Below are 15,082 nucleotides of genomic sequence, written 5' to 3'. Positions count from 1 at the left end.
CCTCATGCATCCACCTGTTCGGTTGTATCTGTTTCCGTAGACAGGGAGCGCGTCTTCTTCAATCGTTTCATCTGCTCGACGCCCCAGAGGACACGTTCAGGTGTAGCGGGTGTATCGATGGTTGGATGAGCGCAATAGTCTGCCACGCTGGCAACGGCATCCTTCAAGGCACACCAGACAGAAATGCCCAGCATGAACGGTGGCTCGCCGACAGCTTTAGAATGAAAAACAGTAGCCGCGGGATTCTTGCGATTTTCAACCAGCTTGACCCTGAAATCACATGGCATGTCGGCAACCGCAGGGATTTTATAAGTGGCCGGCCCGCTGGTCAGCAGCTTGCCCTGATCGTTCCAGATCAATTCTTCTGTAGTAAGCCAACCCATACCTTGAACGAAGCCACCTTCCACTTGGCCAATGTCGATAGCTGGATTCAGAGAGGCGCCTACATCATGGAGAATATCTGTACGCAGCAGTTTGTATTCGCCTGTTAGGGTGTCAATAAGTACTTCTGAGCAGGCTGCGCCAAAGGCGAAGTAATAGAAAGGGCGTCCACAGGCTTGCTCACGGTCGTAAAAAATCTTTGGTGTTTTGTAATAGCCGGTGCTGGAAAGCGAAATCTGGCCAATATAGGCCATTTGGATGAGCGCTTCGAACGTCATCAAGTGATCACGGATACGCACGTGGCTGTTGCTAAATGTCACATCCTCTTCGCTAACGTTGAAGTGTCGCGCTGCAAAATCGACCAAGCGTTGTTTGATCGTCTGCGCCGCATTTTGGGCAGCCTTGCCGTTGAGGTCCGCGCCGCTCGAGGCCGCCGTAGGCGACGTATTGGGCACCTTGTCCGTGTTGGTTGCCGTAATCTGGATACGGTCAATGCCAACCTGGAACACTTCGGCCACTACTTGAGCCACTTTGGTATTCAACCCTTGACCCATTTCCGTGCCGCCATGGTTCAGGTGAATACTGCCGTCGGTATAGATATTGATCAGCGCACCGCCTTGATTGAGAAAGGAGGAGGTGAACGAAATGCCGAATTTCACTGGCGTCAGCGCGAGTCCTTTTTTCAGTACGGGACTGGTTCGGTTGAATGCAAGGATCTCGGCACGGCGTTTGAAGTACTCACAGCTTTCAGTGAGCTCAGCCGTCATCTCGTCCAGAAGGTTGTCTTCTACCGTCTGATGGTAGTGGGTGACGTTGCGCTCGTGCTTGCCATAATAATTAAGCGTCCGAACAGCCAGTGGGTCCTTGCCCAGATAACGGGCGATATGGTCCATCACGTTCTCAATGGCCAGCATGCCCTGTGGGCCACCAAAGCCTCGATAGGCCGTATTCGAAGCCAGGTGCGTCTTGCAGCGATGGCCCGTGATGGTGGCGTTGCCGAGGAAGTAAGCGTTGTCTGCATGAAACATCGCACGGTCGACGATGGCGTTGGACAGATCCGGTGAATAACCGCAATTGCCGGCCAACTCCAGCTGGATGCCCAGCAAGCGGCCTTCATCATCAAAGCCCACGTCATACTGTACATAGAAGGGGTGGCGCTTGCCCGTTATCTGCATGTCTTCGAAACGGGGTAAGCGCATTTTGGTCGGGCGGCCAGTTAGGTGAGCAATCACGGCACACAGGGCTGCCGGCATTCCCGCCTGACTTTCCTTGCCGCCGAACCCACCGCCCATGCGCCGCATGTCGACAGTGACCTTGTTCATCGGCACACCCAGCACCTCGGCAACCTGCTTTTGCACTTCAGTGGGGTTTTGTGTTGAGGAGTAGACCAACATGCCGCCGTCTTCGGTAGGCATTACCGAGGCGACCTGGGTTTCCAGATAAAAATGTTCCTGCCCGCCGATATGCAGTTCACCCTGCAGACGATGAGGTGCCGCTTCAAGCGCAGTAGTAGAGTCGCCAATAACATGCCGGTGACTGGGCGAAATAAAATGTTCGCGGCTTAGTGCCTCTTCCACGCTCAATACCGGTTCGAGATCTTCATACTCGATAATGGCTGCCAGCGCCGCACGACGGGCTGTATCTAGATCGCTAGCCGCCACAGCGATGACAGGCTGACCTACATACTCCACTACGTTTTCCGCTAGCAGTGGATCACCGGGCATCACCGCCCCGATGTCCAATTGGCCCGGAACGTCTTGGGCGGAGATAGCAAGGGCTACGCCAGGGATGGCATAGCAGGGCGACAGGTCTATACGGATGATACGAGCATGGGCGCGTTCGGACATGCGCGTATACACATGAAGTTGGTTAGGAAATTCGAGGCGATCGTCGATATAGATCGCCTCGCCGGTGACATGTTTGTCTGCACTCTCATGCTTGAGCGGCTTGCCGACGCCCGTCGTGAGGCCTGCCGCAAACAGTTCGGCCATCTCGGCTTGGGTACGTACCGGAAGATGATTAGACATAAGCGGTCACCCGAGTCTCAGTAGCAGAGGCTGTAGTTTCGATAAAACATTTGCGTAGCAGGTTTTGTGCCGTCAGTAAGCGATATTCACGGCTCGCACGGAAGTCTGTTAGCGGCGTGAAGTCATAGGCCAGCGCTTCGGCAGCATGCTCAATTGTTTCCTCACTCCATTGAGCGCCGCGCAAGACCTTTTCGCAAGCGTCGGCGCGCTTGGGAATGGCCGCCATGCCACCGTAGGCGATCTGCGCCTGGGTAACGACGCCATTTTCAATGCAAAGGTTGAAGGCGGCGCACACAGCCGAAATGTCATCATCCAGTCGTTTCGACACCTTGTAGGCTTTGAATAGTTGTCCTGGCGTAGCCCGTGGTATCAGGATTCGCTCAATGAATTCCGACGGTTGGCACGCTGTGACACGATAATCTAGGAAATATTCTTCCAGCGGCAACACGCGTGTTTTATCTCCTTTGCGTAAGAGCAGGCGTGCACCAAGAGCGAGCAGAAGTGGAGGGGTATCGCCGATAGGTGAGGCGTTACCGATATTGCCGCCCAAGGTAGCCTGATTTCGAATCTGCAAGGAGGCGAAACGGTGCAAAAGCTCGCCGAATTCCAGGTATTCCGTACTCAATGCCTCAATACAGTCGGACAATGACGTAGCTGCGCCGATTTCCAGCCTGTCTTCCAAGACATCAATGCCTTTCATCGCTGCGATATGGCCAACATAAATCATGACTGGAAGAGGGCGGTGCGCTTGCGTGACCTCCAAGGCGAGATCTGTACCGCCTGCCAGGAGACGCGCCTGCGGATGGGTTACGTACAACTTGGCAAGGTCAGCTACGGTTACCGGACTAAAACTTGTTTTCTCATCATGCGTTAACTCGGCAGTTGTTTCTGGCTGAATAGCTTTAAGACGTGCCAATGTTTCTGCTTCAGCTACATCAAACTGATCGGACGTACGCTGAACACAGGCCTGCTCTGCTGCGGCCAGAATAGGGCGGTAGCCTGTACAGCGACAGAGGTTGCCCGCCAACGCCTCGTGGGTTTTTATAGGATCATGCCCTGAAGTATTTTTTTGCAAGGCAAACAGCGACATGACAAAACCCGGTGTGCAATAACCACACTGAGAGCCGTGGCAATCCACCATGGCCTGCTGTACAGGATGCAACGTTTCCTGTTTCAAGTCCTCAACGGTAATAAGCTGCTTGCCGTTAAGCGCCGAGACGAACGTCAGACAGGCATTAAGCGTGCGATATTGCAATTTTTCACCCTGCGGTTCAGCCACTACCACAGTACAGGCGCCGCAATCGCCCGAAGCGCAGCCTTCTTTTGTACCGGTCTTGCGTGCCCGTTGCCGTAGGTAGTCCAGTACAGTCAGGTTAGGATCGAGCCGATCTTCGACACGTAACTCGCGATTGAGCAAAAAACGAATCATGCGGCTTCTCCAAAAATGACATCTTTCCAGAATAGTCAAAAAATCTGACCATTCGGTCAACTATTTTGAGTGGTAATGTCGTTTTTGGAACAGTCGCTCTGGATATGCTCTGGTGGTAAATGACAACGCCAGTGTGTCGACGCTTGACAAAGGGCTGGCCGCAGGGAAGGTATTCTGTCGAATAAGGGTTGGGAAAAAGCATCGACTGCCGTGCTAGTCCGTTTGTGCCTGAGGTTTACGAAGACTCCAGAGCGCCAAGGCGGCTATGAACAACATCGGTAGAACCAATAGATTGACAGCCGACCACCCAATATTCACTAACAAGGCACCTGAAGCAAACGTCATCAGAGCGGCCAGGCCACCGTTGCCTAATTCCATCAATGCCTGTGCCTGCCCACGCTCACTAGCCTCATGCCCCTCGCTTAACAGCGTTGTACCAGCCACCAACATCAGGTTCCAGCCGAGTCCCAGGCAGAATGAGCTGACCAGGAAAAACACTTCGCTCTGGCCGCTCAAGGCAATAGTGGCGCTGGTTGTTAGAAGGAGACAGCCCAGCCAGGCTACCGGACGGCTACCCCAGCGATCGACTAAAGGGCCTGCAATAAAAGCGGGTAAAAACATACCCAGCACATGCCGCTGAATGACACCTGCTGCACGGGTTAGGGAAAACCACACATTTGCATAGCCAAGGGGGTAGCATTCATTACCAGCAGCATGACGCCATGACCGATACCGGTTAGTAGCATGGCTACCCGAATCGCCGGGCGAGCCAACAAGTTGCGAGCCGACTGCCATCCGCCGGTACGTGGGGCTGCTGACACACCTTGAGGTAGCCCAGCCAAGCAGAGCAGTGCAATAAAGGCGAGCAGGGCGATAACTAGATAGGCGCCCAAGAAGGGGATCGGCAATGCATTTTGAGACCAAAGCGCCAAGCTAGGTGCAATCAAAGCGGCAAGGAGTCCTCCGCCGATGACATAAGCCGTTGCCCGCCCTTTGGCTTCGGGGCCTACCGCTTCCTGTGCCGCGAACCGGTAATACATGACGGATGCCATGTAGAGGCCGATCGGCAGCGAGCCCAGACAAAAAACAACGAAGTCGGCTAACCAGACACCTGCTGCACAGATCAGGCCGCCCGCAATGCCTGCTGCCGCGCCCAGCATCAGGCCAAAACGCCTGCCGTGACGCTGCATGAACATCGATAACGGCTGCACAGCGCCTAGGTTTCCAACAACCAATAAGGCCATAGGCAGGGTGGCCAAGGCCTTGATTGACGTTAGCTGAGCACCGACCAGAGAGGTCAGGGTGATACCGATCATCGAGCAGGACCAGTAAAGGGCTTGCCCGATAAAGAGCAAGCGCAAGGCCGAATTCTAGATCAGGAGCATCAATTAATTCCTGGGCAAGGTTTGATGATCCTTTGCGTTGACGCAGGAGTATGGATGAGGGCTGCCTCAGGCCGAATAGGTCGGCGGACTAGCTCTCCGCTGCAGTTAGGGCAACAGTTGCCGAGTCGCTCGTGTGCACATGTTTGGCAGAAGGTGCATTCAAATGAGCAGATCATGGCCTCACTAGAGTGAGGAGGCAGATCCTTGTCGCAACATTCACACGTAGGGCGTAGCTCCAGCATGATGATAGCCTCATCGTGAAAAAAGGTTTAGCTGCCAAATCGCGCCATATAGGCCTGTGGGCTGACGGCAAGATGCTTTTGAAACGTACGGCGCAGGTTTTCCGGATGTCCAAAGCCGCACAGCCGGGCTACGGTCGAGATGGATGCCTGAGCGTCGTGAAGGAGTGCACGCGCCGTTTCCACGCGAAGCTGTTCAATGTAGCGGCCCGGCCCCATACCAACTTCACGGATGAATAAACGCGAAAGTGTACGCGGCGTCATGTGCGCCTGTTCGGCCAAGCGCTCTAGTGTGAGCGTTTCGCTCAGATGCGCAGGAATCCAATCCAGCAGCATTGCCAGCCGTGGCGTATGGCTTGGATCAGGGGAAAGACAGGCGCTGAACTGGGTTTGGCCGCCTGGGCGGCGCAAGAACATGACCAGCCGTCGTGCTACCAGTAATGCCATAGGCCGACCCAGGTCCGCCTCGACTAGTGCAAGAGCCAGATCGATGCCAGCCGTCACGCCAGCCGATGTAAATACATCTGGATAGCCATCTTTACCTGACGGATCGTAAGTGTGTAGGCGATCGCCCTCTACAATGACGTTGTCATGGCATGCCAGTGCACCTACATCAGCCCAGTGCGTTGTGGCGCGACGGCCATTGAGCAGTCCAACTGCGGCCAGGATCAAAGCCCCCGAGCATACCGAACCTAATCGCCGTATGGTTGGTTGACTGTCGCGTAACCAATTCAGCAAGGCGGTATGCTGGCATTGCGCTTCCACCCCAGCGCCACCAGGAATCAGCAAAGTGTCTAGCATGCCCGCCGGTGTATCGCACCATGCTTCGTCAGCATGCAGGCGAAACCCGGCAGATGTCACGATTGGGCCTGGGGCGTCTCCCAGGATTTTGAGGCAGTAGACAGGGCCAAGTCCCTGACGCTGGCGTTCGACATTAGCCGAAGCGAATACCTGTAGCGGGCCTGTTACATCCAGACTCATTACGTCCGGGTAAAGTAGGCTGGCAATGGTTCGAAGGGTGTTCATAACGATAGGCCTTGGTAAAGTTGTTTTAGTGTGCAGATCGCTACATATGGCAGCAATGACATCAATCCCACAGATCTAGACAGTACTTCTTGTCATCGGGAAGTCATCGACATCACTTCAGCTCTGGATAGAACCGTTTTAAGATGCACGCCATGAATGTAGCCGACCCTAAAGAACTGGCCCCCTTGCTGGAAGCCATCCTCCTCGCCGCTGGCCGACCGCTTTCCCTTGATCGCCTGGCCGAATTATTTGACGAATACGAGCGTCCTGAGCCCAAGCAGCTGCGCGATGGTTTGGCCGTATTGGCCGGTTCCTGCAAAAAGCGCGGCTTCGAGCTCAAAGAAGTTGCTAGTGGCTATCGCCTGCAAGTTAAAGAGCGTTTTGCTCCATGGGTGGGTCGCCTCTGGGATGAGCGCCCACCGCGCTATTCCCGTGCGCTACTGGAAACCCTGGCCTTGATCGCCTACCGGCAACCCATTACACGGGGGGAAATCGAAGAGGTACGCGGTGTCGCAGTGAACAGCCAGATCGTCAAAACCCTTATGGAGCGCGAGTGGATTCGTGTGGTTGGATATCGTGATGTGCCAGGACGGCCAGCCATGTTCGCGACCACACGTGGATTTCTCGATCATTTTAATTTGAAAAGTCTGGACGAATTGCCGCCTTTGGCTGCACTCAAGGAAATGGACTATGAGCCGGAGCCCTTGCTTGAGGACCAGGAGCTGGCTGAAGACGAGCTTTTGCAGACTGTAGCAGTCGTGCCGGAGCTTCCGGTTACTGCGCACGAAGAAACCAGCTTTCGTACACTTCTGGCTGAATTGGATGCCATGGAGACCGGTTTGAAAACGGACTTTGAAGATTTACATAGGGAAGACGAAGCCGAGGAAGCCATCGATCCGGTGGACGATGCAGGCAGACATTAAACAGGAAAGCCCTGAAACCGGTCGGGATAAGCGACCGGTTTCGAAGGCGGAGCGATAGATCAAGCTGGGGCGTTTACCAAAGCCTTGCATGTATCCAGCATACGGTTGGAGAAGCCCCACTCATTGTCATACCATGCCATGACTTTTACCAGTTTGCCGCTAACCTTAGTATGGTTGGCATCAAAAATCGATGACAGCGGATTATGGTTGAAATCGATGGAAACGAGAGGGCGATCGTTATAGCCCAATACCGGCGAGCTTTCACTAGCCGCCTTCATAAAGGCGTTGATCGTATTCACGTCGGCCTCGCGTGCGACCTGGATTGTTAGATCAACCAGCGACACGTTGATGGTCGGAACGCGTACGGCCATGCCGCTGAATTTGCCGACCAGTTCAGGCAGCACTAAGCCAACTGCCTCTGCAGCTCCGGTTTTGGTCGGAATCATGGACTGAGTGGCCGAACGGGCCCGGAAGGGATCGGAGTGATACACGTCCGACAGGTTCTGATCGTTAGTATAGGCATGAATAGTGGTCATCAAGCCATTCTCGATACCTAACTCACGGTTCAATACCTGTGCAACAGGAGCCAGACAGTTAGTGGTGCAAGAGGCATTGGAAATGATCTGGTGCGACTGACGCAGAATGTGGTCGTTAACCCCATGCACGATAGTGGCATCCACGTCCTTGCCTGGAGCGGAAATGATCACTTTAGAGGCGCCAGCGTCTAGATGGGCAGCCGCCTTGCTGCGGCTAGTGAACAAACCAGTGCACTCGAACACTACGTCTACATTTAGGTCTTTCCAGGGAAGTTCCGCTGGATTACGGATAGCAGAAACGGCGATGCGGTCGCCATTGACGGTAATGCTGCCGTCTTCTATGGAAACATCCGCATTGAAGCGGCCGTGAACACTATCGAATTCCAACAGGTGGGCATTAATGGACGCATCGCCCAAGTCGTTGATGGCGACAACCTGCATATGTTGACGATAGTCCCCGGTGTAAAGCGCGCGAAGAACATTGCGACCGATACGCCCGAAACCATTGATGGCAATACGAATGCTCATATGTGAAACCTCGTTTTGGCAGGATTTGTTGTAAAAACTACTACACTATCGCTCAGTTTGAGATGAATAATACCCACCTCGATCAAATTTGTTCTAAAAAACAACAAATTTAGCCTGCCTGGAGAATCGGAACCATGCATCCTCGTGTCCTTGAAGTTACACAGCGTCTGATTGAGCGTAGTCGCCCCACGCGGGCGCGCTACCTAGACATGATCCGGTCCGCTGCAAGTGACGGTCCCCAGCGCGGCAAGTTGCAATGCGCTAATTTTGCCCACGGCGTCGCCGGGTGTGGCGGTACTGACAAACAGCGCCTGCGCCTGATGGACGAAGCCAACGTGGCCATCGTCTCGTCTTATAACGACATGCTCTCGGCTCACCAGCCATACGAGCATTTTCCTGAAATCATCAAGGAAGCCTTGCGAGAAATCGGCTCCGTTGGGCAGTTCGCTGGAGGGGTGCCTGCCATGTGCGACGGCGTTACCCAAGGCGAAGCCGGCATGGAGCTAAGTTTGCTCAGTCGCGAAGTCATTGCCATGTCCACGGCGGTGGCTCTGTCTCACAATATGTTTGATGCGGCCCTGTGCCTGGGCATCTGTGACAAGATCGTGCCCGGCCTGATGATTGGCTCCTTACGTTTTGGCCACCTGCCATTCGTATTTGTTCCGGGCGGACCGATGCCGTCCGGCATTTCCAACAAGGAAAAGGCTCGTGTGCGGCAGCGCTTCGCCGAAGGCAAGGCGACGCGTGAGGAGCTTCTGGAGTCGGAAATGAAGTCCTATCACAGCCCAGGTACGTGCACCTTCTACGGTACGGCCAATACGAACCAGGTCGTAATGGAAATCATGGGATTGCATCTGCCTGGCTCATCATTTGTTAATCCTTACACGCCGCTGCGCGACGAATTAACGCGTGAAGCCGCTCGTCAGGTGACACGGATTACCAAGCAGAGCGGCAATTTCATTCCGCTGGGTGAAATTGTTGATGAGAAAGCGATTATCAATTCCGTCGTAGCCCTGCATGCCACGGGTGGCTCTACCAACCATACCCTGCACCTGCCTGCAATTGCCCAGGCAGCGGGTATTCAACTGACGTGGCAGGACATGGCCGATTTGTCGGCGGTAGTACCAACCTTGGCTCAGGTCTATCCTAATGGACAGGCCGATGTGAATCATTTCCATGCAGCTGGTGGGGTTAATTTCCTTGTTCGCACTTTGCTGAATGCCGGTTTGCTGCATGAAGATGTGAACACCGTCATGGGTCGTGGATTACGTCATTACTTGATGGAGCCATTTTTGGAAAATGGCACTCTGACATGGCGCGAAGGACCGGAAGCGAGTCTGGATGAAACCATTCTGCGCCCGGTCGAACGTCCGTTCCGTCCTGAAGGTGGCTTGCGTGTTATGGACGGCAACCTGGGGCGCGGTGTTATGAAGATTTCAGCTGTTGCGCCAGAGCACCAAGTTGTCGAGGCGCCTGCACGGGTATTTGCCGATCAGTCTGAGCTGGCCGATGCTTTCAAGGCCGGTGAGCTCGACCGCGATGTAGTAGCCGTGGTGCGCTTTCAGGGACCTAAGGCGTTGGGTATGCCGGAACTGCACAAGCTGACACCTTACCTCGGCGTGTTGCAGGACCGCGGCTTCAAAGTCGCGCTGGTAACCGACGGGCGTATGTCCGGCGCGTCCGGAAAGGTCCCGGCAGCTATCCATGTGTGCCCGGAAGCGCTCGATGGTGGGCCGCTGGCAAAGGTTCGTGATGGCGATGTCATTCGCGTCAACGGTCAGACCGGCGAGTTCGTCGTTCTGGTCGACGATGCCGAGTGGGAAGCACGTGAAAAGGCTTCCGCACCGCAAGGAATGGGAATTGGAACGGGACGCGAGCTGTTCGCGTTTATGCGTCAAGCAATGAGCACTGCCGAGGCCGGCGCAAGTGCATTTACATCCAGCCTGGAGACGCTGAAATGAGTTTGGCTTTAGTAGGGGACATTGGGGGCACTAATGCCCGCTTCGCGTTGTGGCGCGACCAGCAGCTCGACGCGATCGAAGTTATGGCGTGTGCCGACTTCGAGCGCCCCGAAGAGGCGGTACTGGAATACCTGAAGCGTACCGGTGTCGCTCTTGACGATATTCATTCTGTTTGCCTGGCCTGTGCAGGCCCGGTAGGCGAGGGTGATTTCCACTTTACCAATAACCACTGGGTCATTAATCGCGAGCGTTTTTGCTCAGAGCTAGGCCTGACCCACCTGTTGCTGATCAACGACTTTAGTTCCATGGCCTGGGCCGTGGCCAAGTTGGACAAAGCGCATTGTGTACAGGTCCGTAACGGCACGGCACATGACAATCGGGCTCGCTTGATTATCGGTCCGGGTACCGGGCTGGGCGTAGCGGGGCTGTTGCCTCTTGAGAATGGGCGCTGGATGGTATTATCCAGTGAAGGCGGTCATGTGGATCTGCCTATCGGTACGCCTCGTGAGTTTGAGATATGGAAAATTCTCAAACGCCAGTACGGCAATCATGTCTCGGCCGAGCGCATCATTTCTGGCAACGGTCTGGTTAACCTGTATAAGGCCAGCTGCGAACTGGACGGTATGGATGTGAAATGCGTGACGGCTGCCGAGATTTGCGAGCTCGCGCTATCAGGCGACACCTATGCCGATGAGGTGCTGGAGCAATTCTTCGTCTGGCTGGGTCGAGTCGCCGGCAACGCAGCGTTAACTTTGGGTGCTTTGGGGGGCGTCTATATCGCTGGCGGTATCCTGCCGCGCTTCGTCGAGCGCTTCCAGAATGGCGCTTTTGCCCAGGCGTTCGCTGACAAGGGCAAAACCAGCAGTGCCTACCTCAAGGATATTCCTGCCTGGCTCGTAACGGCTGAGTATCCAGGTCTCTTTGGTGCAGGTGTAGCGCTTCAGCAGACTATCGACAGTTGATAACGCGTTAGCCTACTTGGCGTCTTTCCCGGTGTCGTGCATGCTTCGGCACTGGGATATCCTTCCAATAATAAAAAGGAATGACGCTATGGGTCAGATGGGCAAATCTATTTTGCTGGTCGACGATGACCAGGAAATCCGCGAGCTGCTTGATGCTTACCTACGACGTGCCGGCTTTACCGTGCGGGCCGTAGCCGATGGGCAAAGCCTGCGCCTGGCCTTGCAGGATGAGCCAGCCGATCTGCTGATTCTTGATGTCATGCTACCCGATGAGGACGGGTTTAGCTTGTGCCGCTGGGTCAGAGCGCTTCCCAACGAGCGAGCCCATACCCCTATCATTATGCTAACAGCCAGTTCTGATGAGGCCGACCGAGTTATCGGTCTTGAGCTGGGTGCAGATGATTATCTCGGCAAGCCGTTCAGCCCACGCGAGCTTCAAGCGCGCGTCAAGGCACTTCTCCGACGTGCCAGTTTTGGAGAGGCCCGTTCAGGGCATATGGTAGCCTTTGATGAATGGCGTCTAGATACAGTTAGTCATCGGCTGTTTCATCAGGATGGTGAAGAGGTCGTTCTGTCTGGTGCCGACTTTGCCTTGCTCAAACTTTTTCTCGATCATCCCCAGCAGATCCTCGACCGCGACACTATTGCCAATGCGACCCGTGGCCGTGAAGTCATGCCATTAGATCGTATTGTCGATATGGGTGTTAGCCGCTTGCGTCAGCGCCTGCGGGATACAGGCAAGTCACCGCGTTTGATTCGGACAGTTAGAGGCAGTGGTTATCTTCTAGCAGCGCAGGTGCATGGGCCTATGGCCGATGTTTTCTAAAACCTTGCTCGCTCGTGTGGTGCCGCGCTCGCTGTTAGGCCGTATGTTGCTCCTTACCTTATTGGCTGTGCTACTGGCTCAAGGGGTATCGAGCCTGTTCTGGTTATCGCACCTTCGCGCCAGTCGGATGGAAGGTTTGCTCAATGCATCGCGCAGCTTGGGCTACTCCATTGCTGCCAGCGTTCGTTATTTCAGTCTTCTACCGCCTGGTTATCGGCCGTTGGTGCTGGAACAGTTGCGTAACATGGGGGGGACGCGCTTCTTCGTTTCCTTGAATGAAAAGCCTCTGGTCATGGAGCCTTTGCCAGACTCACCGAGCAAACGGGCCGTTCTACAAACCGTAGAGGCTGTATTACGGGAAAGGCTAGGCAATAGCATGCCCATGTATGTGGAGTTTGTAAGCCCTGAGCATTTAAGGTTGTTCAACGGCAATCTAGGATTAAGTGAATTGCCGCGTTCATGGGCGCACTATGTGCTTAGTCTCGAGCCTTTGGACCCTCCCATTTTAGTAACGCAGATTCGCATCGGGCCGGAAGAATGGGTTTACATCGGCACCCTGATGCCTGCCCCTTATTTGAGTCTCGACCAGCCTTTCCTGCCGCTACAGCAGGCGTGGTTCATCGTGTTCAGCAGTGCTTTTTTGCTCTTGTTCATTGGCCTACTCATTCATTGGCAGAGTCGTCCTCTTAAGCAGCTCTCCCGTGAGGCACGCGATCTGTCCTTGGATGTACATGCACAACCTTTACCGGAGGATGGAGCGACGGAGGTTAAAGAGGTAACCCGGGCCTTCAATGCAATGCGTGAGCGAATCAGTCGCTATCTGAGTGAACGTAGCCAATTATTCAGTGCCATTTCCCATGATTTACGTACGCCTATTACCCGGCTGCGGTTGCGAGTTGAGCTTCTTGAAGATGAAGCCTTGCAGGAGCGTTTCACGCGTGATCTGGATGAATTGGATCTGCTAGTAAAGGGTGCCTTACAGTGCGTTAAGGACACTGATATTCATGAAAACATCGAGCCGGTTAATCTCAACGTGCTGTTGGCACATCTGGTAGAGCCTTATCTGGCGGGCGGGTCGCCTTGTGTGACGCTGTCTGGAGAAGCGCAGGGGCCTGTTTTGGGCAAACCTCTAGCTTTGAAACGTTGCATTGGAAACCTTCTAGATAACGCACTGAAATACGGTCATCGTGCGCACCTTACTGTCGAAGATGACGGGCGCTGTTTTGTCTTGCATGTAGATGATGAAGGGCCTGGGGTTCCAGAGAAAGATCTTGTCCAGGTGTTCGAGCCTCATGTCCGGTTAACTACGCAGCAGCAAGGGTATGGGCTGGGGTTAGGCATTGCTCGTAATCTTGCTCATGCCCATGGTGGTGAAGTTTCCTTGCGTAATCGTGCCGAAGGAGGGTTAAGAGCTACGCTCAGCCTTCCGCGTCCGCTGGCTTGAAGACTTCATCACATTTCCATGCATGAGGTAACGAATCGAAGCTGTGAATGTAACGAGTATGTGACATTCATGATTCTATTCGTTACCCATGGCTTGAAACGGAGGCATACACTCCGTCCAGCTCAATAAAAACAACAAGGTCATCGATCATGAAAGTATTGAATCGTCTTGCCCTCGCCATTTCCTTGTCCTGCCTGAGTCAGGTTCCTCTGGCCGCCCAGGCTGGGGAAGTAGAAGTCCTGCATTGGTGGACTTCCGGTGGTGAAGCGCGTGCTGTGGACACCCTTAAGCAGTTGATGCAGAAACAGGGGCACACCTGGAAGGATTTCGCTGTAGCGGGAGGTGCTGGCGAAGCCGCGATGACCGTACTGAAAACCCGGGCAGTTTCCGGCAATCCACCGTCTGCAGCTCAGCTAAAGGGGCCTGATATTCAAGAGTGGGCCGATATGGGCTTTCTGACTGACCTGAACGGTATTGCCGAAGCTGGCAAATGGAATGACATTCTGCCCGAGCGGATCGCCGACACTATGAAGCACGACGGTGACTACGTAGCCGTTCCGGCAGGCGTTCACCGTATCAATTGGCTCTGGATAAACCCAGAGGCCTTCCAGAAGGCTGGTGCCAAGGTACCGACCACCCTCGATGAGTTCTTTGCCGCTGCGGACAAGCTTAAGGCGGCGGGCATCGTCCCGATCGCCCATGGCGGACAGAACTGGCAGGACACCACTATTTTCGAGTCTTTAGTCATGGCCATCATGGGGCCTGAAGCATTCGACAAGGTCTTTGTCGAGACGGATGAGAACACCATTCGCAGCGACAAGATGGTCGAGGTCTTCAAGACGCTCAAGCGTATACGCGGCTATGTCGATCCTGATTTTGCTGGCCGCGACTGGAACCTGGCCACGGCCATGGTTATCAACGGCAAGGCAGGCATGCAGATCATGGGCGACTGGGCCAAGGCCGAATTCACCGCAGCTGGCAAGACACCAGGCAAGGACTATCTGTGTGTTGTGATGCCTGGTACGCAGGGTAGCTTCATCTATAACATCGACTCTCTGGCAATGTTCAAGCTCAAGGATGAAGCCAACAAAAAGGCCCAGAATGACCTGGCACGTACCGTCATCGACAAGCCATTCCAAGAAGTCTTCAACTTGAACAAGGGGTCGATTCCGGCTCGGAATGATATCGACATGGCCAAGTTCGATGACTGCGCCAAGCAGTCCATGCAGGACTTCCAAGCAGCCAATAAAGAAGGCAAGGCCGAGCCCAGCCTGGCGCATAGCATGGCGAATACCAGTTACATTCAGGGCGCCATCTTTGATGTGGTAACCAATTTCTTCAACGATCCCAACGCCGACCCGAAAAAAGCAACCGAGCAACTGGTCGCATCCATCAAGGCGGCCCAATAACGCCGT

General features: G+C 54.4%; 11 protein-coding genes and 1 pseudogene. 6 read left to right on the top strand and 6 right to left on the bottom strand.

The genetic code is table 11. From position 1 onward, the window contains the following. Window positions 1–2: 2 nt before the first annotated feature. From xdhB to IQ22_RS15565, 5 genes and pseudogenes are all read right to left on the bottom strand, one after another. Window positions 3–2,408: a xanthine dehydrogenase molybdopterin binding subunit gene (gene xdhB, locus IQ22_RS15585; RefSeq protein WP_145143634.1), complete on the bottom strand. Its 2,406-nt coding sequence runs from the start codon at window positions 2,406–2,408 to the stop codon at window positions 3–5. Beyond that, complete coding sequence (xdhA, locus tag IQ22_RS15580) at window positions 2,401–3,837, bottom strand: xanthine dehydrogenase small subunit (protein ID WP_145143632.1); 1,437 nt, start codon at window positions 3,835–3,837, stop codon at window positions 2,401–2,403. The genes xdhB and xdhA overlap by 8 nt, the downstream gene beginning before the upstream one ends. A 213-nt stretch (window positions 3,838–4,050) precedes the next feature. Continuing rightward, window positions 4,051–5,198 (bottom strand): annotated as a pseudogene (locus IQ22_RS15575) (MFS transporter). A 23-nt stretch (window positions 5,199–5,221) separates the two neighbouring features. Next, window positions 5,222–5,464, bottom strand: a complete 243-nt coding sequence (locus tag IQ22_RS15570) for a DUF1272 domain-containing protein (RefSeq protein ID WP_145143630.1) — start codon at window positions 5,462–5,464, stop codon at window positions 5,222–5,224. Window positions 5,465–5,491: 27 nt separating this feature from the next. Continuing rightward, a complete protein-coding gene (locus tag IQ22_RS15565) occupies window positions 5,492–6,487 on the bottom strand; it encodes a GlxA family transcriptional regulator (protein WP_145143628.1) in 996 nt (331 codons plus the stop codon). A gap of 152 nt (window positions 6,488–6,639) precedes the next feature. On the opposite strand from IQ22_RS15565, the gene scpB reads away from it, so the two are divergent. Beyond that, window positions 6,640–7,410, top strand: a complete 771-nt coding sequence (gene scpB, locus IQ22_RS15560; protein ID WP_145143626.1) for an SMC-Scp complex subunit ScpB — start codon at window positions 6,640–6,642, stop codon at window positions 7,408–7,410. Between the two features lie 59 nt (window positions 7,411–7,469). Here scpB and gap read toward each other — a convergent pair whose 3' ends face one another. Beyond that, a complete protein-coding gene (gap, locus tag IQ22_RS15555; protein WP_145143624.1) occupies window positions 7,470–8,474 on the bottom strand; it encodes a type I glyceraldehyde-3-phosphate dehydrogenase in 1,005 nt (334 codons plus the stop codon). 134 nt (window positions 8,475–8,608) lie between these two features. Here gap and edd point away from each other — a divergent pair, with 134 nt between their 5' ends. The 5 genes from edd (at window position 8,609) to IQ22_RS15530 (ending at window position 15,076) form a co-directional block, all read left to right on the top strand. Continuing rightward, on the top strand, window positions 8,609–10,435 hold the full coding sequence (gene edd, locus IQ22_RS15550) for a phosphogluconate dehydratase (RefSeq protein WP_145143622.1): 1,827 nt from the start codon (window positions 8,609–8,611) through the stop codon (window positions 10,433–10,435). Continuing rightward, window positions 10,432–11,397 carry a glucokinase gene (locus IQ22_RS15545; RefSeq protein WP_145143620.1) on the top strand — a complete coding sequence of 322 codons (966 nt, stop codon included), beginning with the start codon at window positions 10,432–10,434 and terminating at the stop codon, window positions 11,395–11,397. Before edd ends, IQ22_RS15545 begins: the two co-directional genes overlap by 4 nt. Before the next feature lie 88 nt (window positions 11,398–11,485). Continuing rightward, window positions 11,486–12,223, top strand: coding sequence for a response regulator (locus IQ22_RS15540; protein ID WP_145143618.1), 738 nt, complete (start codon window positions 11,486–11,488; stop codon window positions 12,221–12,223). Next, window positions 12,213–13,667: an ATP-binding protein gene (locus tag IQ22_RS15535; protein ID WP_145143616.1), complete on the top strand. Its 1,455-nt coding sequence runs from the start codon at window positions 12,213–12,215 to the stop codon at window positions 13,665–13,667. The genes IQ22_RS15540 and IQ22_RS15535 overlap by 11 nt, the downstream gene beginning before the upstream one ends. Window positions 13,668–13,816: 149 nt before the next feature. Then, complete coding sequence (locus tag IQ22_RS15530; RefSeq protein ID WP_145143614.1) at window positions 13,817–15,076, top strand: ABC transporter substrate-binding protein; 1,260 nt, start codon at window positions 13,817–13,819, stop codon at window positions 15,074–15,076. Window positions 15,077–15,082: the final 6 nt, after the last annotated feature.

The sequence above is a fragment of the Pseudomonas duriflava genome (genome assembly GCF_007830155.1).
Lineage (GTDB): Bacteria > Pseudomonadota > Gammaproteobacteria > Pseudomonadales > Pseudomonadaceae > Chryseomonas > Chryseomonas duriflava.
The sequence above is the reverse complement of the archived record's forward strand: the minus strand, read 5'-3'. Positions and strand labels throughout refer to the sequence as shown.

What these genes read in the sequence shown, in the direction of transcription:
- IQ22_RS15570 (WP_145143630.1), bottom strand. Translation starts at nt 5,464, where the DNA reads ATGCTGGAGCTACGCCCTACGTGTGAATGTTGCGACAAGGATCTGCCT.
- edd (WP_145143622.1), top strand. Translation starts at nt 8,609, where the DNA reads ATGCATCCTCGTGTCCTTGAAGTTACACAGCGTCTGATTGAGCGTAGT.
- scpB (WP_145143626.1), top strand. Translation starts at nt 6,640, where the DNA reads ATGAATGTAGCCGACCCTAAAGAACTGGCCCCCTTGCTGGAAGCCATC.
- xdhA (WP_145143632.1), bottom strand. Translation starts at nt 3,837, where the DNA reads ATGATTCGTTTTTTGCTCAATCGCGAGTTACGTGTCGAAGATCGGCTC.
- IQ22_RS15565 (WP_145143628.1), bottom strand. Translation starts at nt 6,487, where the DNA reads ATGAACACCCTTCGAACCATTGCCAGCCTACTTTACCCGGACGTAATG.
- IQ22_RS15545 (WP_145143620.1), top strand. Translation starts at nt 10,432, where the DNA reads ATGAGTTTGGCTTTAGTAGGGGACATTGGGGGCACTAATGCCCGCTTC.
- gap (WP_145143624.1), bottom strand. Translation starts at nt 8,474, where the DNA reads ATGAGCATTCGTATTGCCATCAATGGTTTCGGGCGTATCGGTCGCAAT.
- xdhB (WP_145143634.1), bottom strand. Translation starts at nt 2,408, where the DNA reads ATGTCTAATCATCTTCCGGTACGTACCCAAGCCGAGATGGCCGAACTG.
- IQ22_RS15530 (WP_145143614.1), top strand. Translation starts at nt 13,817, where the DNA reads ATGAAAGTATTGAATCGTCTTGCCCTCGCCATTTCCTTGTCCTGCCTG.
- IQ22_RS15535 (WP_145143616.1), top strand. Translation starts at nt 12,213, where the DNA reads ATGTTTTCTAAAACCTTGCTCGCTCGTGTGGTGCCGCGCTCGCTGTTA.
- IQ22_RS15540 (WP_145143618.1), top strand. Translation starts at nt 11,486, where the DNA reads ATGGGTCAGATGGGCAAATCTATTTTGCTGGTCGACGATGACCAGGAA.